Below are 23183 nucleotides of genomic sequence, written 5' to 3'. Positions count from 1 at the left end.
CATGAGCACTACCGCCACCGAGAACGTTACACCGACGTCATCCGCTTCTACAGAAAACACACAGTTCACTTATGATCAGGCGACTGGGCTAGTGACGAAGACCTTCACCAGCGACGGTCTGACCCTCGAATTTTGCTACTACCCCGCTGACGCCAGCACCGGGACACCAGACCGAAGCGACAAAGTACCTGATGTGACGCAGTTGCTGAGCGGGTTTACACTTGAGAACGTAGAAGCAACTTCCCTCGTGGACGCCCTGACACTCAAGTGCGAAAGCCTGCCAGATAAAAGCACGCCACCCCTCATGGCGCAATGTGAGTACTTGACTTTCCCGGATGGCACGCGGTCGACTACCACGTTGACGTTGTACGGTTACGCTAATGCAACAATCGATAACGCAGGCGTTTTGATACCCGATACCGTACTGAACCTAGAGGGTGTAGCCGTTGATACAACCACCACACCCTGGACCGTCACACAAGCAACGGGGCGCCAAGGAATTACCGTTGCCTTGCAACAACTGACCACTGCCAGGGATGGCCTCGAGAAGGTAACCACCTCAACGCAGTGGCACAAGAACGACACAGCGCGGCAGACCCGCTCCATCACGGAAACGACCCAGGTTAACAGCACGGCCGGAACGTTGACGTCGATAAGCACGACGCCCATGCAACGAAACTTGTTCACGCCTATCGCCACCTTGTCCAATCAAGTGCGCTCAGCCCGCAGTGGTCGTGTGCTGCGCGAGACACAGCAAGATGACCTGGGCAATCCCGCGCTCATGGTCTACCACACATACGATGCCCGGGACCGTCTACTGGGCAGTACCACGCAAGTTTGGGAGGAAGAAGGCTTCGCCACAAGCGCCCATGCAGGCATCGCGGTAAACATCCATGAAACGCACTGGCTGGAAACAGGGAATGGCACCTGGGTCCGTACGGTCGGCCCGGACGGGCGCTGTGGGCGCACGCTTCTGGATGGTCTACAACGTCCAGTGCGGCGCGAAATGCAGCGGGTGGCGGGTGATGATCACTCGCCCAGCAACTATGTATGCCTCGAGGAAGTCGCTTACGGGGCCGACGGTGAACGTCAGCATCAGTGCGTCTACGACTATCTCCCTGGAGGATTGCGCCTGGTGAACGAGGGCGCGACCTTGTCGGAAAATCTGCGGGATTGGTTCTGGGAGGAGGAAACCCACTCGCATGCGCAACATGCGGCCACGGGGGAATCACTGACCACTGAAAGCGTGTCAGGCACATTGCTACAAGGCCCACTCCGCAGTGTGCAGAAAACTCAGCGCAATCATCGGGATGGCAAGGTCACACTCACCCAATCGCACAAGCACTGGGACGCACAGGAGAATAAATTCGGTACCCCAGCGCTCTCCATCGAGGAGCATATCGATACACAAGGGCAGCGCGTACGCGTGAAGGAAAGCCTGGTCGCCGGAGCGCAAAACGTGGAGCGCGAATGGGAATGCGTATATGACGAACTCGGACGCCGAACCCAGATCACTACGCCGGATAAGACCGTGGTCAAGTGGAACTATCAAGGTCTCTGCGTAGTCCCCGTCAAAGTCACCCTGACACCTGAAAAAGGCGCCGAACAAGTGCTCGGGGAGCAGACCCTGCTAGGCAGTGGCAACCGAGGTGACGAGATCACCACCCGTAAGGTTGGCAGTAGTGCTTCGCGCGTGGAGCACACCTTCAGCCCAAGGACGCAGCAGCGACCAGACGGCGTGCGGCTTTGGAGCGAGCCCAGTGAGGATGGTGCCGTACAACTCTGGTACACCGAGACGGCTGACAGTGGTGTAAGGGTTCCCAAAACACTGGTTGCCTCGTTCTCCTACAATGAGGTCACTCAAGCCCTGCACACTGAACGTCCAGCAACAGCGGATGCGCGCCAGAGTGCTATCCACAGTGACAGCACAGCCCCTCAACTCCTCGGAACGTCACAATCGACAAGGATTGTGCGGGGCGCCCAGATGCAACGCCTTGCGCAGCATTCATTGCGTGGCAACGTCGGCCAGGTGCAACACACCAATGGGACGAGAGCCCGCACGTGGCGGGACGGCCAGAATCGGCGCAGCCGCATTCGACGCGGTCGGATGGAATACCGATATCGCTATGGTGCGCAAGGCGAGGTCGACCAATTGGCCGTGCTGGATCTGCATAGCGGTCGAAAGCTGACAGTGTCAATGGCATACGACGGGTTTGCCCGGGAAACCGAACGAACCTACCGCCTGGACGGCGTAATAAAGAGCCGCTACGTGCAGTGCTGGTCACCGACAGGTCAACTGCTAAGCAAAACCTGGTACCGCAACGGCGATGAAACAGCCACCCGGGTCGAGACATTCACCTACTTCCCGCTACGCAATGAACTCAGCCAGTGGGACGTTGATGCGATCGAGGGTTTCGGGATAGAAGATGCGGCTGCGAGAACGATCAAATCGCAGTGTTATGGCTACGACGCTCTAGGCAACATCCTGACCTGTACTACAACATTCACTGACGATGAAATTGAAACCCGCACGTACACTTATGATGCCAATCAACCGACGCTGCGCAGTACCTGTAGCGTGGCCCGGGCGGGTAAGCGCAAGGCCCTTTCGCATACCAGCGACCTCAATGGCAGCCTGACCACCAACGCCTCAGGGCAGGCCCTCGCCTATACCCACGACGGCCAATTGCTCCGCGTCAGCAAAGACGATAGATGTATCACCCACTATGAGTACGATGAGCAGGGGCGGCTGGCTGCGCAATGGGATGAAACGCGCAAACAACGCTGCATTCTCCAATACAACGACGACCAGCTGTGTGGGGAGCAATGGCTGGATAAGCAGGGTAAGCCCCTGCGCCGCCGTGTACTAGATGACGAAACAGGTCTCGTGGTGCAATGTTATGAGATGTACAAGGATGCAGAAATAGTACAGACCTATTTCGTCATGCCAGACCCTCAGAACACGGCAGCGGAAGAGTATGCATGGGATGCCCAGGGCAACTGGAACAGTCAATCCATCGGTTTCACACCCTGGGGGGAAGCGCCACTGGCACGCCTGAACCAGATGAAGAGTGGTGTGGGTTACAACGGGCAGCGGGTCGATCCCGTCACCGGTTGCTATCACCTGGGCAATGGTTACCGGGTGTATGAACCGCGGCACCAGGCGTTTTACCAAAGTGATGCCCTCAGCCCCTTTGGCGAAGGGGGGCTGAATGACCGCGCCTACTGCGCTGGCCGCGACCCAGTCAACTGGCACGACCCCAGTGGGCACATCATGATCAACCGCAGGGAAGGCAATGACCGCCTCGCCTCACTGGACGACATGATACGAGATACGACACCTCCCCACCATGAAGCTGCCGCCTGGTGGGAGTGGGCGTTGTGGGCTGCAGCCACCGCGCTCGCGGTTGTCGGCTCCTTCGTAACCGGAGGGCTGCTGGGCGTTGTCTTACTGATTATTGCCGTTGCCGCATCCGCCTTGGGTGCGGCAGAGCTCGCCTTGCGCCAGCGTAACCCCGCGTTGGCCGAAAAGTTGGGCTGGTCTTCCTTGGCGTTAAGCTTATTCGATGCCTCTGGAAAAGGCCTGGCGAAAGTAGGCAAGCTGCTCCTGAAAACTGCGCAACGCGGTGTGAAGGCCATACGTACATTGCGAAATGCCGTCAAGTTACATGGGCTGTCATCGCTATTCAAAGCCTCGAGGCGATCCCGATACTTAGTGAACAATAGTAAATCCACAAAAGCCCTGAGCGCGGTGGTTGATATCGATGGATACGACCTTGGCGGTAGCATGAAGAACATGCACATCCTGTCAAAGGATCCTAACCTCATTCCGGGCATCGGTATCTTTGATGATTGGGTCAACGTCAAGTCCACGATCACGCACAATGCCGAGCTGATGAGCGTATTTGCCACGACTGAAGAAGCAACGATTGCTGCAGCACGCACCGCCGGCTTTAAGTCCCCGACGACGGAAAAATATTTAACAGCATTGACAAATGCCAAGACAGCACAGTCGGAGCTTATTAGGCTTCGAGACGAGTCAGCGCGCCTGAAAAAAAGCTTCAACACTGACATTGACCATGAATACAGAACCTGCCTCTCCGCCTCACGTGAACTGCAATCAATCTTGTCCGGCACAACGATAATAAATGGAGAAAAGGTTGAAACAGTCGCCCTTAAAAGCCTCACAGCCGATACGGTCGATGACTTCGCCTCCCACCTACTCGATTTCGATTACAAATACAGCGACGCTGTTTTCAACAAAAAAATCAGTAAACTCATCAGCGAGGCCGTGGCGTCGGCCCCCAGCGAGAGCACTGAATCCGCAGTCAGGCAGTGGAAGAAGATCATAGAAAGACTGGGCAAACAGCTAGACACGCAAGAAGCCAGGCTAAAAAGCCTTCACACGACAGCAGCACTGGAGGTAAAAAATGTCAATACATCGATCCAAAATGCATTTGAAACCTATCAATCCACGACCTATCCGAAGCTAAAGAGAGCCGGGCAGGCTTATGCAAAAGAGCTAAGAAAATTCACTCAGGGTAAACACCTCGGATTGTCTGCTGGACAAGCCCCTCAACCCACACGCCCAGCCCTTCGCTTAAATATTAATGCACACGGTTACGCCGACGACGAGGGCATTGTTCACATCGTTCGGTATGAGCCCATTGAGGGGCGACCCGGGAAACACAAGCCCGTCAGGACCAGCCCTAAAAAATTTCATGCCCTGCTAGGCAGTAACTTGAAAGCGCGGATGCGTGCGGCACCCGACGAACTGAAAAAAATCACTGGCAAAACCTGGGCAAATATAAGCGACGCAGAGTGGCAGGAACTTTCTACTAAACGTTACCAGAATATCCGCCTGTTGTCCTGCCACCTAGGCTACGCGTCCCCACACTCTCCAAACGGCGAGTCATTTGCGCAGACATTCAGCAACCTGACAGGAAAACCTGTCAAAGCATCTATGGGAAGATTGTTTATCTCATCAGCCGACAACAAATCACTCTTCAACCAGTTCAAAAATTCTGGCCTAAAAGACTTTACAACTTACTTTAGAAATCACTTCAAGAAACCCCAAAATCACTTCCTTCTCAGCAAACAACGCGACATGGTTGGCGACCATATGTATTACGGCTCTGACGTGGGTATCAACTACTCCATGAGAACTTTCAATCCTACTGCCCCCTGATACAGGACAGACACATGGGCACATGCCGATCAGGGCCCAAGAGATTGGATCGGAAATCCAACCTCTTGGGTTGTCCTGTACCCCTCCACCCTCGGCAACTGTGGAGGACTCGTTGCAGACGGCTTGGCGGCGAAGGGCCATATCTCCTCATTACACCCGGCTCGCCGGGATCCGCCGCTCACCCATCCACTCATTCACCCGCTGCCCAAACGCCGCCGGTGCCTTGCGCCCGAAGCGCCGCGCCAGGTCGAGGATGGTCTGCTGCGCCAGCGCCTCTTCCATGCGCTTCTGCGCCCCCAGCATCATCGCATGAATCGCGCAGGTGCCTTCAGTCGCCCAACCGGGCGGCGAACCTTCGAACAGCGTGCAACGCTCACGAATCTCGCGGCAGTCGAAAATAGCCTTGGGCCCGTCGATGGCATTGACGATGTCCAACACGGTGATTTCGTCCGACGGCCGCGCCAGGCGGCTACCCACGCAGCACTTTCACCTCACCTTGCTTGCCGTCCGTTTCGCGCAGGTACTCCTGCAGCGAGTCGTCCATCGCCTGCAGCCAGCGGGTATGGTGAGGCACGGCTTTGGTGCCGGTGATCACTGAGCGGTACGATTTGTCACGGTAACCCATGATGTCGTGCTTCTTGTCGCTCTTCCATTGCAGGAAGATGCGGTTCACCGCATCGATATCGAAGCGCGGGTAATCGGTCTGCTCGATCAGGTGCTTGATGTATCGGCCCTGGAATTCATACATCGAAGCTGTGGTTGCCAGCTGCTCCTCATCCTTGCGCCAGCGCGCGCTGTCGGCCTGCATGGCCGCCTTGGCCGGCAGCTTGATGCGCCCCAGCATGTAGTCGCGTGCAAACCATGCCTGGGCGTCGAACAGGTTGAAGCTGTACCAGAGGTCCTGCATGCCCAGGTACAGCAACTGCGGGTTTTGCTCCCACACCACGCCTTGGTACAGCCCGGCTGGCCACAGGCGGTTGTTGGTCTTGAGGGTGAGTTCATCGGGCAGGAACGGGAAGTGATGCTGGTAGCCCGTGCACAGGATGATCGCATCCACACGCTTGTTCGAGCCATCGGCGAAGAACGCCAGGTCGTTCTCGACGCGGACCAACTGCGGGCGCTCTTCCCAGCCCTTGGGCCATTTGTAGCCCATCGGCTGGGTGCGGTAGGCCGTGGTGATCGAGCGCGCGCCGTACTTGTAGCACTGCGAGCCGATGTCTTCGGCCGAGTAGCTGCTGCCGACAATGAGCAGGTCCTGGCCGTTGAATTCCATCGCTTCGCGAAAGTCGTGGGCGTGCAGGATACGCCCGGTGAACCGCTCGAAGCCTTCAAACTCCGGCACGTGCGGGGTAGAGAAGTGCCCGCTGGCCACCACCACGTAATCGAACACCTGCTCGATACCAAGCCCCGCGCTGTAGTCGTGGGCGCTCACGGTGAACTCGCGGGTGCTTTCATCGAAGCTGACGTTTTTGACTGCGGTATTGAAGCGGATGTAGTCGCGCACCCCGGCCTTCTTCACGCGGCCTTGGATGTAGTCCCACAGCACTTCGCGTGGCGGGTACGAGGAAATCGGCCGGCCAAAGTGCTCATCGAAGCTGTAGTCGGCGAACTCCAGGCATTCCTTGGGGCCGTTGGACCACAGGTAGCGGTACATGCTGCCGTGCACTGGTTCGCCATGCTGGTCGAGGCCGGTGCGCCAGGTGTAGTTCCACATACCGCCCCAGTCGGCCTGCTTTTCGAAGCATACGATCTCGGGCATGGGTGCGCCCTGGGCATGGGCGGATTGGAAGGCACGCAGTTGCGCAAGGCCGGACGGGCCGGCACCGATGATAGCGACACGAAGAGTCATAGTGATTCCTGAACAGTTGAACGCTGAAAAAATGCAAAGGCTCCCCAACCCCGAACGGTAAAAGACCGGGGGTGGTGGAATTCAGGCGCTACGGTGCAGGTGGAGGGACGGGGCGTTTGCGCATCTGGGTCAGCAGAAGCTTGACCGGCGGGATCGACAACACGTGGAACAGGCTCGAAAGCGGAGAAGGCGTCATTGAGGTCGGCCCGTATCCATCTGCGCAGGGCGCGATATGGGGGCCTGAGGGGCGGAAGATACGTGTGATCTCGTGCATGGGGGCTGAAATGGCCTCTTTTCTTTATGGTTTCCTTTTTATCTATAACGGATGGGGGTGGGGATATCAAGGACAATGCGGCAGCCGACCTGCTCGGCGTCGAACCTGTTATCTACCGGCAGCCCAAATATGTCACCTGCCTCGACCTGGGCGACTGGGGCGCGGCCTACAGCGAGGGCTGGGAACGGGAGCTGAAGCTGCACGGCCAGGAGGGCAAGGCGCTGAAACGCCAGATCAACTCGGTATGGATCTACCCGCCCGCCGCTGACCGTGCGCTGGCACTGGCCGCTGCCGACCCGTTGATCCCGATCGTGTGACACCTGATTGCGGGCAAATCCGTCAGTAAACGACGGATTTGTCAGCACACGTCGTTACATTGAATGACTGGTCAATAATGATGGCTATGTGACATCATTTAAATAAAAACGTACGAGGGTAAGGCACACACACTAAATCCGCAGCGCATCGAGAGCTGGCACCCCCCTGGTGAGCCGGCCTTCCGTCCATGCTCTTGACGCCTGCACGCCACCGTCAAGGAGCATTCCATGCAGTTACGGAATATGAAGATCGGCATTCGCGCAGCCAGCGTATTCGCCCTGTTGGGCGTATTGGTACTGGCCATGGGCTTGATAGCCCTTTATGAAACCCGGCAAATGGACGAGGCCACGGATGAAATCCGTGTCACCTGGATGCCGGCCGTGGTAGCCCTCAGTGAAATCAGCAGCAACCTCGGCCGAGCGCGGGCGGTCACCCTGCGCGCAGCGCTGGAAGAAACCGACCTGGAGCGTGCGCGCAGTCTCGACATGCTCAAAAGCATCAATGCGCAACTCAAGGATGGCCTGAAGGCCTACGACAACACCATCATCGCCGCCGATGACCGCGCCCTGTTCAACCGCTTCAATACCGCCCACGAGCAATACGTCAGCCTTCAGGCGCAGGTCATCAGCGACATTGCTGGCGGGCGCCTCGACCAGGCCAAACTGCAGATCAACGGCCCGCTTTCCGAGCATGCCGACAACATGATGAAAGCCATGGCCGCGCTGATCGCCTACAACGGCAAGGGCGCCGAAGAGGCCTCGCAACGCAGCAGCGACGTCGCTGACCAGGCGTTGACCGCCATCATCGGTTCATTGCTGGTCATCATGCTGGTACTGGCCGCCATCGCCACACTGCTCACCCGCAGCATCGTCGTGCCCCTGGCCGCTGCCGTGGCCGTGGCCGAGCGCGTGGCCACCGGCGACCTGACCCAGAACATCCTGGTCACCGGCCGCGACGAGCCGGCCCAGCTGCTGCGCGCCTTGGGCCGCATGCAAGAGAGCCTGCGCGACACCTTGCGCAAGATCGCCGCCTCGTCCGACCAACTGGCCTCGGCCTCCGAAGAGCTGCACACCGTCACCGAAGACACCAGCCGCGGCCTGCATCAGCAGAGCGCCGAAATTGACCAGGCAGCCACCGCAGTCAACCAGATGACCGCCGCCGTGGAAGAAGTGGCCAACAATGCCGTGAGTACCGCTGACGCCTCCAAAGGCGCCGACCGCACCACCCGTGACGGCCGCGACCAGGTCAACCAGGCGCTGGCGTCGATCCAGCACCTGGTCGCCGACGTGACCGGCACTTCAGCCGAGATCGAACAGCTGGCCAACAATGCCAATGAGATCAGCCGCGTGCTGGATGTGATTGGCGCAATTGCCGGGCAGACCAACCTGCTGGCATTGAACGCCGCCATTGAGGCTGCTCGCGCCGGCGAGGCGGGCCGTGGCTTCGCCGTGGTGGCCGACGAAGTTCGTGCCCTCGCCCACCGCACCCAGCAGTCGACTGCGGAGATCGAGCAGATGATTGCCGGCATCCAGAACGGTACCGAGCGGGCCGTGACCGCGATGCACAGCAGCCAGGGGCGTGCCACCGGCACGTTGGAGGTGGCGCAAGGTGCCGGTCAGGCGTTGGAGGTGATTGCCGAGGCGATTGCCTCGATCAACCAGCGCAACCTGGTGATTGCCAGTGCTTCGGAGGAGCAGGCGCAGGTGGCGCGGGAGGTGGATCGCAATTTGGTGAACATTCGTGATCTGGCGATGCAGACCTCGGCGGGGGCTAACCAGACCAGTGCGGCGGCGCAGGACCTGTCGCGGTTGGCGGTGGATTTGAACGGCATGGTGGCGCAGTTCAAGGTTTGATCTGAGATAGCCGGGGCCGCGTTGCGGCCCTTCGCGGGCTTGCCCGCTCCCACAGGAATGTGGCTTGCCTCAAGAGCAACACAAAACCTGTGGGAGCGGGCAAGCCCGCGAAGGGCTGCAAAGCAGCCCCATTTACAGCAAAATTCATATATCAGTCGTTAACACTCACAACCCGCCCCGCCTTCTCGGCAGCCTTGCCCCGGGTCGCCAGGCAATAATACAGCGGCACCGTCACGATCAACCCGAACACCCACGACAAGTCCGCCCCTTCGACAATGTTCGAATACGGCCCCACATACAACGACGTGTTGGCAAACGGCAACTGCACCAGGATGCCGCAGGCATAGGCAATGATCGCGTGGTGGTTGAAGCGGCCATAGATGCCGCCGTCAGCACTGAAGATCGAAGCGATGTCGTACTGGCCCTTCTTGATCAGATAGAAATCGATCAGGTTGATCGAAGCCCACGGCACCAGCACCAGCAGCAGCGCCAGGATCAGGCCGATGAAGTGGCCGATGAAGTCCGCCGAGGCGTTCAGTGCCACCATGCCGCAGCCCACCAGAATTACCGCGGCCAGAATCACCCGCACCTTGATGCTCGGCGTCCATTCGGCGATGAAGGTCTGGATCGCGGTGACGATCGACAGCACCGCGCCATACAGGTTGAGGGCGTTGTGGCTGATGATGTTGAGCAGGAACAGCACCATCAGGATCGGGCCCAGCCAGCCGGTGGCCTGCTTCACTGCGTCCATGGCATCGGTACCTTCCGGCACGCACAGCACCGCCACGGCACCGAAGCTGAAGCACAGGATGGTGCCCAGGGTGGCGCCGAAGTAAGTGGCCCAGAACGGCTTGGCAATGCCCACTTCACGCGGCAGGTAACGCGAATAGTCGGACGTGTACGGCGAGAAGCTGATCTGCCAGATGGTGCCCAGCGACACCGTGGCGATAAAGCCCGACAAGTTGAATGCACCACGGCTGAAGAAGTCGGCCGGCAGTTCCTGGGCGAACATCATGATGAAGCCCGCCAGCAGCGCAGAGCCCATCACCCAGGTACCGATGCGGTTCAGCACATGGATGAAGCGGTAGCCGATCACGCCAATGGCCGTGGCGCTCAGGGCACCGATCACGATCGCGCCCGGCATCGGCATGCTCGGGGCAATGCCATGAATGGTCTTGCCCGCGAGGACGATGTTGGAAATAAAGAAGCCGACATAGATCAATGCGGTGAAGAACACGATCAGCAAGGCACCGTAGCGGCCGAACTGGCCACGGCTTTGCACCATCTGTGGAATGCCCAGCTGCGGTCCCTGCGCAGAAGCCAGGGCGATGACCACGCCCCCGACCAGATGGCCCAGCACGATAGCGATCAGCCCCCACAACAGGTTCAGGTGGAACACCTGGACCACCATGGCGCCGGTAACGATAGGCAGTGGCGCAATGTTGGTACTGAACCAGAGGGTGAACAGGTCGCGCGCCTTCCCGTGGCGCTCGGCAGGTGGAACGTAATCGACCGTGTGATTCTCGACAAACTGGTGTTGCGATGACGGTTGGGACATAGGATTCAGCTCGAAAGGTCGTTTTTATCGTTGTAAGGAAACCGCATCCAGGGCGGCCTCTCAGCTGCGGACCATATTATGGTATTCCAAACTTTTGACAACACTGATCCGCACGAAAAAGCGTCCACTGATCTGCTTGGGAAACCCCTGCGACAAACCGCCTCACCACTCAAAGCCACGGTTTACGTGGCCTTGAGCCGTTCATCGCGCAATAACCCTGCTTGAAAATTCCGCTTGCAAAATAGGTATTACGGTATACCATCAGACACATCAACGATAAAAACCGCGGACCACCGCAGCCCTTTAGAGGTACTCCCGATGATCGACGCAACCGTCTACAAGAACGTCCTGGGCTCCTTCCCGTCCGGCGTTACCGTCATCACCACCCTGGACGATGACGGCTCGGTTGTCGGCCTGACCGCCAGCGCTTTCTCCTCCCTGTCGATGGACCCGCCGCTGGTGCTGTTCTGCCCCAACTACACCTCCGACTCCTACCCTGTGCTGATCAAGCAAAAGCGCTTTGCCATTCACCTGCTCTCCGGTGAACAGCAAGCCGAAGCCTATGCGTTCGCCAAGAAGGGCAAGGACAAGGCCTGCGGCATCGAGTGGTCCCTGAGCGAACTGGGCAACCCGATCCTGGCCGGTGCCACCGCCGTCATCGAATGCGAACTGTGGCGTGAATATGAAGGTGGCGACCACGCCATCATGGTCGGCAAGGTGCATAACCTGATCGTGCCCGAAGAAGCACCACGGCCGATGGTGTACTGCCGCGGCAAGATGGCCAGCCTGCCGGCCTTTGCCTGAAACCTATTCTGAATCGTGACCACTGGTGCCCACCCTGCCAGGCGCCAGCCCCTTTCAAGCGTTGAGGAAAGCCCCATGAAATTTTCGTTGTTCGTACACATGGAACGTTGGGATGAACAGGTCAGCCATCGCCAGCTGTTCGAAGACCTGACCGAACTGACCCTGATGGCCGAGCACGGCGGTTTCAGCACCGTGTGGATCGGCGAACATCACGCCATGGAATACACCATCTCGCCAAGCCCGATGCCGCTGCTGGCCTACCTCGCTGCGCGCACCGAGAAGATTCGCCTGGGCGCTGGCACCATCATCGCGCCGTTCTGGAACCCGATCCGCGTGGCTGGCGAATGCGCCCTGCTCGACGTGATCAGCAACGGCCGCATGGAAGTGGGCCTGGCCCGTGGCGCCTACCAGTTCGAGTTCGATCGCATGGCCAATGGCATGCCCGCCACCGACGGCGGCAAGGCCCTGCGCGAAATGGTGCCGGTGGTGCGCAAGCTGTGGGAAGGCGACTACGCCCACGACGGTGAGGTGTACAAGTTCCCCACCTCCACCAGCGTACCGAAGCCTTTCAACGCCGAACCGCCGATGTGGATCGCCGCCCGCGACCCGGACTCGCACAACTTCGCCGTGGCCAACGGCTGCAACGTCATGGTCACCCCGTTGATGAAGGGTGATGAAGAAGTGCTGGACCTGCGCAACAAGTTCCAGGCGGCCCTGGACAACAACCCGGATGTGCCACGCCCGCAACTGATGGTGCTGCGCCACACCCACGTGCACAGCCCGTCCGAACCTGAAGGCTGGAAGGTCGGCGCCCAGGCCATTTCGCGTTTCTACCGCACCTTCGATGCCTGGTTCGGCAACAAGACCGTGCCGGTCAATGGCTTCCTTGCGCCAAGCCCGGAGTCGAAGTTTGCCGAAGTGCCGGCGTTCCAGCTGGAGAACATCCGCAAGAACACCATGATCGGTACACCCGAAGAAATCATCGCGCGCATCAAGTACTACCAGGAACTGGGCGTCGACGAGTTCAGTTTCTGGTGCGACAACAGCCTGCCCCACGCCGAGAAGAAGAAGTCGCTCGAGCTGTTCATCAACGAAGTGGTGCCGGCGTTCGCCTGAATTCCCTTTGCCTGAAGTAGTTGCGGGATCAGCCCGCTCCCGGGGGTCCTTGTGGCCCTCGCGAGCGGGCATTTTTTTGAGTTTTTCGGCCAGTACAGACGCCGCGCAAATCAAGGGATCAAGACGCCTTTCGTCCCCCGGCAAGAGATTTTTCCAGCCCCCTCTTGCGCAACAAATATTATGGTATACCATCAGACAACAAGAGCTGATAACCCTCACCAGGAGCCACCCATGAGTTTCGAAATCCGCAAGATCGTCACCTACTCCGAAGAGACCCGCATCGAAGGCGGCAAGGCCACCGACAAACCGGTGACCATGGTCGGCCTGGCCGTGGTGATCAAAAACCCATGGGCCGGTCGCGGTTTTGTTGAAGATCTGAAGCCGGAAATCCGCGCCAACTGCTCCGAGCTGGGTGCGCTGATGGTCGAGCGCCTGACCGCCGCCATCGGCGGTGCCGACAAGATCGAAGCCTACGGTAAAGCCGCAGTGGTCGGCGCTGATGGCGAAATCGAGCACGCCTCTGCCGTGATCCACACCCTGCGCTTTGGCAACCACTACCGCGAAGCGGTGCAGGCCAAGAGCTACCTGAGCTTCACCAACAAGCGCGGCGGCCCTGGCACCTCGATCCAGATCCCGATGATGCAGAAGGACGACGAAGGCCTGCGTTCGCACTACATCACCCTGGAAATGCAGATCGAAGACGCCCCGCGTGCCGATGAAATCGTCGTGGTGCTGGGCGCTGCCGACGGCGGCCGCCTGCACCCGCGCATCGGCAACCGCTACATCGACCTGGAAGAACTGGCTGCCGAAAAAGCCAACGCTCAATAACAACAATCAAGACGGGCCGGGGCGTGGCGTGCTTACCCGCCGTGCCCGACCTTCAAGGAGCGCCCTCCATGATTCAGCCTGTCGCTGAACGTACACCTGCCGGCACCAGCTACCTGTCCGTAGGCCAGGGCCAACCCGTGGTATTGATCCACGGCGTGGGCCTGAACAAGGAAATGTGGGGCGGTCAGATCGTTGGCCTGGCCACTGACTACCGCGTCATCGCCTACGACATGCTCGGCCACGGTCAAAGCCGCGTACCGGCTGCCGACACGCCGCTGGAAGGCTACGCCGACCAGCTCGCCGAACTGCTCGACCACCTGCAAATTCAACAAGCGACCGTGATCGGCTTCTCCATGGGTGGCCTGGTTGCCCGTGCATTTGCGCTCAACTACCCGCAGCGCCTGGCTGCGCTGGTCGTGCTCAACAGCGTGTTCAACCGCACCCCCGAGCAGAGTGCCGGCGTGATCGCCCGCGCTGCCCAGGCGGCGGAGCTGGGCCCCGACGCCAACGTCGATGCTGCCCTCGACCGCTGGTTCAGCCGTGAATACAAGGCTGCCAACCCCGCGCAGGTCGCCGCCATTCGCCAGGTACTGGCGAGCAACGACCCGCAGGGCTACCACACCACGTATTCGCTGTTCGCCACCCAGGACATGTACCGCGCCAGCGACCTGGGCAGCATCCAGGTGCCGACGCTGATCGCCACCGGCGAACTCGACTCGGGCTCCACCCCGGCCATGACCCGCCAGCTTGCCGCCAGCATTCCGGGTGCGCACAGCGTGGTCCTCGCCGAGCAACGGCATATGATGCCGGTAGAAGCACCCCGTGAAGTCAACAAGATGCTGCTGGACTTCCTCGCGCAAGCCCGCACCCTCACCGAATCCGCCAAGGGGATTGTTGCATGACCCTCGTTCGTTTCCAGATGTGCATCGACGGCCAATGGCGCGATGCCCAGAGCGGCAAGACCTTCGACAGCCTCAACCCGGCCACCGCCCAGGCCTGGGCGCAGTTGCCCGACGCTGACGAAACCGACGTCGAATTGGCCGTGCAGGCCGCCCAGCGTGCCTTCGAAAGCAAGGAATGGCGCAGCATCACCGCCACCGCGCGCGGCAAACTGCTGCGCCGCCTGGGTGACCTGATTGCCGAAAACAAGGAACACCTGGCCCAGCTGGAAAGCCGCGACAACGGCAAGCTGATCCGCGAAACCCGCGGCCAGGTCGGCTACCTGCCAGAGTTCTTCCACTACACCGCAGGCCTGGCCGACAAAATAGAAGGCGGCACCCTGCCGCTGGACAAGCCCGATCTGTTCGCCTACACCGTGCACGAGCCAATCGGCGTGGTGGCCGGGATCATCCCGTGGAACAGCCCGCTGTACCTCACCGCGATCAAGCTGGCCCCGGCCCTGGCCGCCGGCAACACCATCGTGCTCAAGCCCTCCGAGCATGCCTCGGCGACCATCCTCGAGCTGGCCCGCCTGGCCCTCGAAGCCGGCTTCCCGGCCGGTGTGGTGAACGTGGTCACCGGCTATGGTCCAACCACCGGCGCGGCGCTGACCCGCCACCCCCTGGTGCGCAAGATCGCCTTCACCGGCGGCGCCGCCACGGCCCGCCATGTGGTGCGCAGCAGTGCCGAGAACTTCGCCAAGCTGTCGCTGGAGCTGGGCGGCAAGTCGCCGAACATCATCTTCGCCGACGCCGACCTGGACAGCGCCATCAACGGCGCCGTGGCCGGCATCTATGCCGCCTCCGGGCAAAGCTGCGTGGCCGGCTCGCGCCTGCTGGTGCAGGACGAGATCTTCGACGAATTCGTCGAGCGCCTGGTTGCCCGCGCCAAGCGCATCCGCATCGGCAACCCGCAGGACGACGCCAGCGAAATGGGCCCGATGGCCACCGCGCAGCAGCTGGCCGTGGTCGAAGGCCTGGTGGCTGCCGCCAAAGCCGAAGGCGCCAAATTGCACATGGGCGGCAAGCGTGCCGAGGTCGAGGGTGACGGCTGGTTCTACGAGCCGACTCTGTTCGAGTGCGACAGCAACTCGATGACCATCATGCAGGAAGAAGTGTTCGGCCCGGTCGCTGCGGTCATCCGCTTCAAGACCGAAGAGCAAGCCCTGGCCATCGCCAACGACTCGCAGTTCGGCCTGGCTGCCGGCATCTGGACTCGCGACCTGGGCCGTGCCCATCGCCTGGCCCGCGACGTGCGCTCGGGGATCATCTGGGTCAACACCTACCGCGCCGTGTCGGCCATGGCGCCGATCGGTGGTTTCAAGAACAGCGGCTACGGCCGTGAGAGCGGCATCGATTCGGTGCTGGCCTATACCGAGCTGAAGACCGTGTGGATCAACCTGTCCACCGCGCCGATGCCCGACCCGTTCGTGATGCGCTAGGAGGAACACAAGATGATCGAACCCGGCATCTACAAAGACGTGATGGGCTCTTTCCCGTCCGGCGTCACGGTAGTCACCACCCTGGACGCCGACGGCGGCATCGTCGGCATCACCGCCAGCGCCTTCAGCGCGCTGTCGATCGACCCGGCGCTGGTACTGTTCTGCCCCAACTACGCCTCTGACACCTACCCGATCCTGCGGGACAGCAAGCAGTTCGCGATTCACCTGCTGTCCGCCGGGCAGACCGCCGAGGCCTATGCCTTCGCCGGCAAGGGCAAGGACAAAGCCAAGGGCGTCGAGTGGCACTTGAGCGAGCTGGGCAACCCGCTGCTGGCCAAGGCGACAGCGATCATCGAATGCGAACTGTGGCGCGAGTATGACGGCGGTGACCACGCGATCATCGTCGGCGCGGTGAAGAACCTGGTGCTGCCGGCCGAGCCGGTGACGCCGATGGTGTACCACAAAGGCAAGCTGGGCGCCCTGCCCCCACTTGGCTGACAGATCTTGAAATCGGCGGTGGCTTCTTCGCGGGCTTGCCCGCTCCCACAGGTACTGCACAGGTTTCAGCATCTGTGCGATCCCTGTGGGAGCGGGCAAGCCCGCGAAGAAGCCAACACCGATCACCCTGTTTTCAGGGGCTGCGCTATCGTCTCACCCTCGGTTGCGGCCCCTTTTTTCTTCCGGAGTACGGCACATGAGTAACGAGAAGTACGACAAAGGCCTGGCCATCCGCACCCAGGTGTTGGGCGAGGACTACGTCAACCGCTCGATCCAGAACGCCGACGAGTTCACCAAACCGTTGCAGGAACTGGTCACCGAATACTGCTGGGGCCACGTCTGGGGCCGCGAAGGCTTGTCGCTCAAAGAGCGCAGCATGATAAACTTGGCCATGATTTCCGCGCTCAACAGGCCCCACGAGCTCAAGCTGCACATTCGCGGTGCATTGCGCAATGGCCTGAGCCGTGAACAGATTCGCGAAATTCTGCTCCAGGTCGGTATTTATTGCGGCGTACCCGCGGCGGTGGACAGTTTCCGCCTGGCCCGTGAAGCGTTTGCCGAAGCCGATGCGGAGTCAACCCGATAACAACGGGCTGTTCGAACCACTGCATGGAAAGCCTCGGTTCGGGGCGTTCCGCGATGTTGGCGCAACAGCCTCTTAAAGAGCGCACCTGATGAAACGCCAGCCACTCGACGACAGCTTCAAGGTCAACCGCAACCCCGTTACCCTGCGCGAAATCGTGCTAGACAAGCTGCGCGCTGCGATCATGAACTTCCACCTGCTCCCGGGCGACCGCCTGGTCGAGCGCGACCTCTGCGACCGCCTCGGGGTCAGCCGTACCTCGGTGCGCGAAGCCCTGCGCCACCTGGAGTCCGAAGGCCTGGTGGAATTTGCCGACGCCAAGGGCCCACGCGTGGCCATCATCACCCTGGAAGACGCCCGCGACATCTACGAGCTGCGGTGCGTGCTCGAAGGCCTGATCGTGCAGCTGTTCACCCTCAACGCCAAGGCCAAGGACATCCGCGCCCTGGAACGCGCACTGGAGGTCAACCGCGAGGCCCTCGAAGAGGGCGAGCTGCAACAGGTGCTGGATTCGGTACAAGGTTTCTACGATGTGCTGCTGGAAGGCTCGGGCAACCAGGTGGCCGCCCAGCAGCTGCGCCAGTTGCAGGCGCGCATCAGCTACCTGCGCGCCACCTCGGTGTCGCAGGAAAACCGCCGTGGCGCCAGCAACCGCGAAATGGAAAAGATCGTCGAAGCGATCAAGGGTGGCGACCCGCTGGTGGCCCATCAGGCCTCGGTCGACCACGTCCGCGCTGCCGCCAAGGTGGCCCTGGACTACCTGCGTCAGAAGCAGGATGACAACCCCAAGGTGCGCGACATCGTCGAGCCCCTGGCCCTCAAGGAACCCCGCATAGGTCGCTGATCATGCCTACCGCCCCGCGCTATTGCCCGCACTGCACCACGGAACTGGCCCGGGGCGTTCCCACAGGCGACACCCACGAACGCCTGCACTGCACCGGCTGCGGCTACATCCATTACATCAACCCGAAGATCATCGCCGGCTGCATCATCGAGCGCGATGGCAAGTACCTGTTGTGCCAGCGCGCCATCCCGCCGCGCCCCGGCACCTGGACCTTGCCGGCCGGGTTCATGGAGGCTGGCGAAACCACCGAGCAGGCGGCGCTGCGCGAGGTCTGGGAAGAAAGCGGCGTGCGCGCCGACATCGTCTCGCCCTACTCCATCTTCAGCGTGCCGATAATCAGTGAGGTGTACATCATCTTCCGCGCCAGCGTCACCGAAGAAACCGGGCAGTACGGGGCGGAGACCCTGGCGTACAAGTTCTTCGAACCCGACGAGATTCCGTGGGACGAGATCTACTACCCGGCGATCCGGCAGATTCTCGAGCGCTACATCCTCGAGCGGCAGGCCGGGGTGTATGGCATCTACATGGGCAATGACGACACCGGCAAGGTGCACTTCATTCGCTAGCACAGGCCTCCAGGCCAATGCCGAAGGTGGGCACCCGGGGTTTACCTTCCTGGCCAAGCCTTATTCGGCAAAACAGGGGCGCCAGATGCTCGGGAAAGTACGGCCACTGAATGCTCGCGTCGCGATGAGCGATCAACGCCGCCCTTCTGCCAGCATGCGCAGCGCCAGCCCTGCCAGCACCGTACCCATCAACCAACGCTGCACCTGTTGCCACAGCGGCCTGCCCGCCAGGAACACGGCGATGGACCCCGCCATGACCGCAATCATCGCGTTGACCGTGACGCTGATGGCGATCTGTGTCGAACCCAGCACCAGCGACTGCAGCAGCACGCTGCCATGGCCCGGTTCGATGAACTGCGGCATCAGCGACAGGTACATGACGGCGATCTTGGGGTTGAGCAGGCTGGTGGCAAACCCCATGGTGAACAGCCGCCGCGGGCTGTCGGCGGGCAGGTCACGGACCTGGAAGGGTGAACGGCCACCGGGCCGCAGCGCCTGCCAGGCCAGGTACAACAGGTACAGCGCGCCACCGATACGCAGCGCGTCGTAGGCAAAGGGAACTGCCATTACCAGCGCCGTGATGCCCAACGCCGCGCAGAACATGTAGATGACAAAGCCCAGGGCCACACCACCCAGGGAAATCAACCCGGCCTTGCGGCCCTGGCAGATCGAACGGGAGATCAGGTAGATCATGTTCGGCCCCGGGGTCAGCACCATGCCGAGGCAGATCAGGGCGAAGGTGAGCAGTTGGGTGGTTTCAGGCATGGGGCACATCCTGGTTGTGCGTGGGTTTGCGGCGAGTGTATCTGAAGCCATTTGTCACGAGTGAAATCAGTTGATCTGCCCGGCAATCAAGCCCAGGGCCACTGTAATCATCGCCACCCCCGATACCCGCCCGACCAGCTTCGCCGCCCCCGGCCGGGTGCTCAGTACGGCTTTGGCGCCATAGCCGACCAGCGAATAGATCACCAGCGAGCTGCACAGGTGCACCAGGCCCAGCAGCAGGATCTGCAACGGCACCGGCCAGCTCGACTGCGGGTCGGTGAACTGCGGCAGCAAGGCCAGGAACAGCAGGAACACCTTCGGGTTCAGGCCGCTGACGCAAAACCCTTTCAACGCCCAACGCGAACCCGACTCCCCCTCACCGCCCTGCCCGGCCTCGGGCAATGCCGGGCTCAGCAACAGGTTGCCGCCCAACCACAGCAGGTAGCTGCACCCGGCCAAGGTCAGCAGGGTCAGCGCCAGCGGGTGGCCCGCCAACAGGCTGCCTACACCTGCAGCCACCACCAGTGTCGCCAGGAAATGCCCTGACAACATCCCCGCCACCGCTGGCATCACCCAGCGCCCGCGCATGCCTGCCGAAATGGCGTAAGCCCAGTCTGCGCCCGGGGTAATCACGAACAGCATCGACACGGCCCAAAACGCCGTCAGCACACTGATAGCCACTTGAATCTTCCTTATCTACTGCATTGGGATGTCGAAAGATTACGGATTCCGCTCGGGGATTTTCTTTCGTATATTCCCTGTAATCGCTCAATTACTGGAAGATTCTCCTCAATGGACAGGACGGATAGAAAAATACTTGCCGAGCTGCAAAAAGACGGTCGGCTGTCGGTGACCGAGCTGGCCGACCGCGTGGGGCTAAGCCTGTCGCCCTGCCACCGGCGTTTGAAGGCACTGGAGGAGTCCGGGGTAATACTCGGCTATCACGCCCGCCTGGCGCCAAGCGCCCTGGGGCTGAACTTTGCCGCGTTGGTGTTCGTGACCCTGCGCGAGGTCACCCGCCAGCCGGTGGCGGATTTTGAAGCGGCACTTTCGGAGATCCCACAGATTGTCGAAGCGCAGCGGTTGTTCGGTGACCCGGACTATCTGCTGCATGTGGTGGCCAAAGACCTGCCGGCGTTTCAGAAGCTGTACGACGAGAAACTGACCAGCATTCCCAATGTGAAGCGCCTGAGCTCGACCCTGGTGATGAAGGAAGTGATTCAGGACCGGTTGTTGCCGATGTAGCTCTATTGCCGGTACTGGCCCTTTCGCGGGCTCGCCCGCTCCCACAGGTTGATCACAAGTACTGAAAGCTGCGCCATACCTGTGGGAGCGGGCAAGCCCGCGAAAGGGCCAGTACAGGCAACCATTCAGCTGCCCTGAAAATGCGCACGACGCACCATCAAAGGCCACCGTTTTCTACCGACACTGGGCTGAACCCCTCTATCCCAAGCCCTCCCGCCAACTGGCACCCTCCTTGCTACCGTCCCCCTCTTAAGCTTTTGTCAGCCTTAGGTTTTTTAAGGTTTATGGGTACATATTTACTAATTTCTCGTTATCCCCGCGCCCCGCATCATCCCTCCAACAAGAACGCGTCGCCCATCGCCGGCACGCCCCCGGGCAGCTCCCGATGCCCTACCTTGCCTTGGAGTCAGTCATGACCAGTGCAGCCAATTCGGCACCCCTGATAGAAAAACACACAATCGGCTACGTGCCCCCGCAAGACCGCCATGGAAAGGTAAGGGATCTGTTCACACTGTGGTTCGGCGGCAACATCGCGCCGCTGCCCATCGTCACCGGCGCGCTGGGCGTGCAGCTGTTTCACCTGAACCTGATATGGGGCATCGTCGCCATCCTGGTCGGCCATCTGGTCGGTGGGGTACTGATGGCGCTGCACTCGGCCCAGGGCCCGCAAATGGGCATCCCGCAGATGATCCAGAGCCGCGCCCAGTTCGGCACACTCGGCGCACTGCTGGTGGTGGTGATCGCCGGCGTCATGTACATCGGCTTCTTCGCTTCCAACATCGTGCTCGCCGGCAAGTCGCTGCATGGCGTGGTAGACACCGTGCCAGTACCGGTGGGCATCGTCATCGGTGCGCTGGGGTCGGGCATCATCGGCATCATCGGTTACCGCTTCATCCACGTGCTCAACCGTATCGGCACCTGGGTGCTGGGCATCGGCATCGTGGTCGGCTTCGGCTACATCTTCACCCACGTGCAAAGCGACGACTTCCTGACCCGTGGCAGCTTCAACCTGGCCGGCTGGCTGGCCACCGTGTCGCTGGCGGCGCTGTGGCAGATCGCCTTTGCGCCCTATGTGTCGGACTACTCGCGCTACCTGCCAGCGGATGTGAAAGTCAGCTCGACGTTCTGGACCACCTACCTGGGCTCTGCCCTGGGTTCGAGCCTGTCGTTCATCTTCGGCGCCGTGGCGGTGCTGGCGATCCCGGCCGGCATGGACACCATGGATGCGGTCAAGCTGGCCACCGGCACCCTGGGCCCGATCATGCTGGTGCTGTTCCTGCTCAGCGTCATCAGCCACAACGCCCTCAACCTGTATGGCGCGGTGCTGTCGATCATCACCCTGGTGCAAACCTTCGCTTATCGCTGGATTCCTACTGCCAAGAGCCGTGCGGTGCTGTCGCTGATCGTGCTGTCGGCCTGCTGCGTGGTGGCAGTGTTCGCCTCGGCAGACTTCATCGGCCACTTCGTCGACATGGTGCTGGTGCTGCTGGTGGTGCTGGTGCCGTGGACGGCAATCAACCTGATCGACTTCTATGTCATCCACAAAGGTGACTACGACATCCAGTCGATCTTCCAGGTCGATGGCGGTATCTACGGGCGTTACAACCCACAGGCGCTGATCGCCTATGCGGTAGGTATCGTGGTGCAGATCCCGTTCATGAACACGCCGCTGTATGTCGGGCCGATTTCCGAGCACATCAACGGGGCTGACCTTTCGTGGCTGGTGGGGCTGGCGGTTACTTCGCCGCTGTACTGGTGGCTGGCCAGCCGTGACAGTGCCTACCGTCGTCGGCAGATGAGTGCCAAGTTGGCCATGGGGCACTGATTCGACCTGTACCGGCCTCTTCGCGGGCACGCCCGCTCCCACAGAGACACCACGGATTTCAAACCCTGTGGCATTCCTGTGGGAGCGGGCTTGCCCGCGAAGAGGCCGGCACAGGCGACAGATCAATCAGAGGTTGTACGCCCGCTCATTATGCGCCGCCAGGTCCAGCCCCTGCTCTTCTTCCTCCCGGCTGGCCCGCAGCCCGACAGTCAGCTTGATCGCCCCGAGAATCGCCCAGCTCACCACGAAGCAATACACGAAGGTGAACGCCACCCCCTTGAGCTGCACCAGTGCCTGCCCGATGGGCGATACGCCCTCGACATAGCCCCCCAGCGATGGCGCTGCGAACACCCCGGTCAGCACCGCCCCGACCATCCCGCCAACGCCATGCAGCCCGAACACATCGAGGCTGTCGTCATACCCCAGCGCCTGCTTGAGCCGGGTCACGGCAAAGAAGCAGATGGCCCCGGTCAGCACACCGATCACCAGCGCACCCAGCGGCCCGACGAACGCGCAAGCTGGCGTGATGCCCACCAACCCGGCCAATGCCCCCGACGCAGCACCCAAGGCAGTCGGCCGGCCATGCATCACCTTCTCGGTCAGCAACCAACCGACAATCCCGGCGCAGGCCGCCACCATGGTCGCCAGCATCACCACCCCGGCCCCCTCGTTGGCCGCCAGCCCCGACC

Annotated in this window: 18 protein-coding genes and 3 pseudogenes; 15 read left to right on the top strand and 6 right to left on the bottom strand. The window is 60.9% G+C overall.

Annotated elements, in window-relative coordinates; all coding sequences use genetic code 11:
- Position 1: 1 nt before the first annotated feature.
- On the top strand, positions 2-5188 hold the full coding sequence (locus AK81_RS23840) for an RHS repeat domain-containing protein (protein WP_043203138.1): 5187 nt from the start codon (positions 2-4) through the stop codon (positions 5186-5188).
- A 150-nt stretch (positions 5189-5338) separates the two neighbouring features.
- Here the strand turns inward: AK81_RS23840 and AK81_RS23835 are convergent.
- Positions 5339-5662: pseudogene (locus tag AK81_RS23835) on the bottom strand (RrF2 family transcriptional regulator); the annotation flags it as partial.
- Positions 5658-7037 carry an NAD(P)-binding domain-containing protein gene (locus tag AK81_RS23830; protein WP_043203135.1) on the bottom strand — a complete coding sequence of 460 codons (1380 nt, stop codon included), beginning with the start codon at positions 7035-7037 and terminating at the stop codon, positions 5658-5660. The pseudogene AK81_RS23835 and the gene AK81_RS23830, both read right to left, overlap by 5 nt.
- A 345-nt stretch (positions 7038-7382) precedes the next feature.
- Between AK81_RS23830 and AK81_RS23825 the strand changes: the two are divergent.
- The 3 genes and pseudogenes from AK81_RS23825 to AK81_RS30890 all read left to right on the top strand — a co-directional run.
- Positions 7383-7628 (top strand): annotated as a pseudogene (locus AK81_RS23825) (NAD(P)/FAD-dependent oxidoreductase); the annotation flags it as partial.
- Between the two features lie 228 nt (positions 7629-7856).
- Positions 7857-8627: pseudogene (locus AK81_RS30895) on the top strand (MCP four helix bundle domain-containing protein); the annotation flags it as partial.
- Complete coding sequence (locus tag AK81_RS30890) at positions 8619-9482, top strand: methyl-accepting chemotaxis protein (RefSeq protein ID WP_430298496.1); 864 nt, start codon at positions 8619-8621, stop codon at positions 9480-9482. The pseudogene AK81_RS30895 and the gene AK81_RS30890, both read left to right, overlap by 9 nt.
- A 151-nt stretch (positions 9483-9633) precedes the next feature.
- On the opposite strand, the gene AK81_RS23815 is transcribed toward AK81_RS30890, so the two are convergent.
- Positions 9634-11040: a purine-cytosine permease family protein gene (locus AK81_RS23815; protein ID WP_043203131.1), complete on the bottom strand. Its 1407-nt coding sequence runs from the start codon at positions 11038-11040 to the stop codon at positions 9634-9636.
- Positions 11041-11358: 318 nt separating this feature from the next.
- Here AK81_RS23815 and AK81_RS23810 point away from each other — a divergent pair, with 318 nt between their 5' ends.
- The 9 genes from AK81_RS23810 to AK81_RS23770 all read left to right on the top strand — a co-directional run bounded on the left by AK81_RS23810 (position 11359) and on the right by AK81_RS23770 (position 18659).
- Entirely contained in the window at positions 11359-11844 is a 486-nt protein-coding gene (locus AK81_RS23810; protein WP_043203128.1) for a flavin reductase family protein, read from the top strand.
- A gap of 75 nt (positions 11845-11919) precedes the next feature.
- Positions 11920-12960, top strand: coding sequence for an LLM class flavin-dependent oxidoreductase (locus tag AK81_RS23805; protein ID WP_043203125.1), 1041 nt, complete (start codon positions 11920-11922; stop codon positions 12958-12960).
- Between the two features lie 231 nt (positions 12961-13191).
- The gene (locus tag AK81_RS23800) at positions 13192-13788 is read left to right on the top strand and encodes an amino acid synthesis family protein (protein ID WP_003256068.1); all 597 of its coding nucleotides are present in this window, start codon (positions 13192-13194) and stop codon (positions 13786-13788) included.
- Between the two features lie 68 nt (positions 13789-13856).
- A complete protein-coding gene (locus AK81_RS23795; RefSeq protein ID WP_043203123.1) occupies positions 13857-14690 on the top strand; it encodes an alpha/beta fold hydrolase in 834 nt (277 codons plus the stop codon).
- The gene (locus AK81_RS23790; protein WP_043203122.1) at positions 14687-16168 is read left to right on the top strand and encodes an aldehyde dehydrogenase; all 1482 of its coding nucleotides are present in this window, start codon (positions 14687-14689) and stop codon (positions 16166-16168) included. Before AK81_RS23795 ends, AK81_RS23790 begins: the two co-directional genes overlap by 4 nt.
- A 12-nt stretch (positions 16169-16180) precedes the next feature.
- Positions 16181-16666: a flavin reductase family protein gene (locus tag AK81_RS23785; RefSeq protein WP_043203121.1), complete on the top strand. Its 486-nt coding sequence runs from the start codon at positions 16181-16183 to the stop codon at positions 16664-16666.
- Between the two features lie 196 nt (positions 16667-16862).
- Entirely contained in the window at positions 16863-17252 is a 390-nt protein-coding gene (locus AK81_RS23780; RefSeq protein WP_023047056.1) for a carboxymuconolactone decarboxylase family protein, read from the top strand.
- Between the two features lie 88 nt (positions 17253-17340).
- Positions 17341-18093 (top strand): GntR family transcriptional regulator, encoded by a 753-nt coding sequence (locus tag AK81_RS23775; RefSeq protein ID WP_016499259.1) that lies wholly within the window; start codon positions 17341-17343, stop codon positions 18091-18093.
- A 2-nt stretch (positions 18094-18095) separates the two neighbouring features.
- Positions 18096-18659, top strand: a complete 564-nt coding sequence (locus AK81_RS23770) for an NUDIX hydrolase (protein ID WP_043203120.1) — start codon at positions 18096-18098, stop codon at positions 18657-18659.
- A 132-nt stretch (positions 18660-18791) separates the two neighbouring features.
- Here the strand turns inward: AK81_RS23770 and AK81_RS23765 are convergent, their stop codons facing one another.
- Both AK81_RS23765 and AK81_RS23760 read right to left on the bottom strand, forming a co-directional pair.
- Positions 18792-19424 carry a LysE family translocator gene (locus AK81_RS23765; RefSeq protein ID WP_043203119.1) on the bottom strand — a complete coding sequence of 211 codons (633 nt, stop codon included), beginning with the start codon at positions 19422-19424 and terminating at the stop codon, positions 18792-18794.
- 66 nt (positions 19425-19490) lie between these two features.
- The gene (locus AK81_RS23760) at positions 19491-20105 is read right to left on the bottom strand and encodes a LysE family translocator (protein ID WP_016499255.1); all 615 of its coding nucleotides are present in this window, start codon (positions 20103-20105) and stop codon (positions 19491-19493) included.
- Between the two features lie 111 nt (positions 20106-20216).
- Here AK81_RS23760 and AK81_RS23755 point away from each other — a divergent pair, with 111 nt between their 5' ends.
- Together AK81_RS23755 and AK81_RS23750 are read left to right on the top strand one after the other, a co-directional pair.
- Positions 20217-20669 carry an Lrp/AsnC family transcriptional regulator gene (locus AK81_RS23755; protein WP_043203118.1) on the top strand — a complete coding sequence of 151 codons (453 nt, stop codon included), beginning with the start codon at positions 20217-20219 and terminating at the stop codon, positions 20667-20669.
- Between the two features lie 412 nt (positions 20670-21081).
- Positions 21082-22494 carry a purine-cytosine permease family protein gene (locus tag AK81_RS23750; protein WP_043203116.1) on the top strand — a complete coding sequence of 471 codons (1413 nt, stop codon included), beginning with the start codon at positions 21082-21084 and terminating at the stop codon, positions 22492-22494.
- 126 nt (positions 22495-22620) lie between these two features.
- On the opposite strand, the gene AK81_RS23745 is transcribed toward AK81_RS23750, so the two are convergent.
- The coding region (locus AK81_RS23745; protein ID WP_043203114.1) for an ammonia channel protein at positions 22621-23183 on the bottom strand (563 nt) is incomplete at its 5' end.

The sequence above is a fragment of the Pseudomonas putida W15Oct28 genome (assembly GCF_000708715.2).
GTDB lineage: Bacteria > Pseudomonadota > Gammaproteobacteria > Pseudomonadales > Pseudomonadaceae > Aquipseudomonas > Aquipseudomonas putida_R.
This window is presented reverse-complemented; position numbering and strand designations above follow the sequence as displayed.

Bases quoted from the DNA above. Each gene is read 5' to 3' on its own strand.
- AK81_RS30890 (WP_430298496.1), top strand. From the start codon at position 8,619: ATGCAAGAGAGCCTGCGCGACACCTTGCGCAAGATCGCCGCCTCGTCC.
- AK81_RS23770 (WP_043203120.1), top strand. From the start codon at position 18,096: ATGCCTACCGCCCCGCGCTATTGCCCGCACTGCACCACGGAACTGGCC.
- AK81_RS23800 (WP_003256068.1), top strand. From the start codon at position 13,192: ATGAGTTTCGAAATCCGCAAGATCGTCACCTACTCCGAAGAGACCCGC.
- AK81_RS23805 (WP_043203125.1), top strand. From the start codon at position 11,920: ATGAAATTTTCGTTGTTCGTACACATGGAACGTTGGGATGAACAGGTC.
- AK81_RS23785 (WP_043203121.1), top strand. From the start codon at position 16,181: ATGATCGAACCCGGCATCTACAAAGACGTGATGGGCTCTTTCCCGTCC.
- AK81_RS23775 (WP_016499259.1), top strand. From the start codon at position 17,341: ATGAAACGCCAGCCACTCGACGACAGCTTCAAGGTCAACCGCAACCCC.
- AK81_RS23830 (WP_043203135.1), bottom strand. From the start codon at position 7,037: ATGACTCTTCGTGTCGCTATCATCGGTGCCGGCCCGTCCGGCCTTGCG.
- AK81_RS23755 (WP_043203118.1), top strand. From the start codon at position 20,217: ATGGACAGGACGGATAGAAAAATACTTGCCGAGCTGCAAAAAGACGGT.
- AK81_RS23750 (WP_043203116.1), top strand. From the start codon at position 21,082: ATGACCAGTGCAGCCAATTCGGCACCCCTGATAGAAAAACACACAATC.
- AK81_RS23810 (WP_043203128.1), top strand. From the start codon at position 11,359: ATGATCGACGCAACCGTCTACAAGAACGTCCTGGGCTCCTTCCCGTCC.
- AK81_RS23765 (WP_043203119.1), bottom strand. From the start codon at position 19,424: ATGCCTGAAACCACCCAACTGCTCACCTTCGCCCTGATCTGCCTCGGC.
- AK81_RS23780 (WP_023047056.1), top strand. From the start codon at position 16,863: ATGAGTAACGAGAAGTACGACAAAGGCCTGGCCATCCGCACCCAGGTG.
- AK81_RS23790 (WP_043203122.1), top strand. From the start codon at position 14,687: ATGACCCTCGTTCGTTTCCAGATGTGCATCGACGGCCAATGGCGCGAT.
- AK81_RS23815 (WP_043203131.1), bottom strand. From the start codon at position 11,040: ATGTCCCAACCGTCATCGCAACACCAGTTTGTCGAGAATCACACGGTC.
- AK81_RS23840 (WP_043203138.1), top strand. From the start codon at position 2: ATGAGCACTACCGCCACCGAGAACGTTACACCGACGTCATCCGCTTCT.
- AK81_RS23795 (WP_043203123.1), top strand. From the start codon at position 13,857: ATGATTCAGCCTGTCGCTGAACGTACACCTGCCGGCACCAGCTACCTG.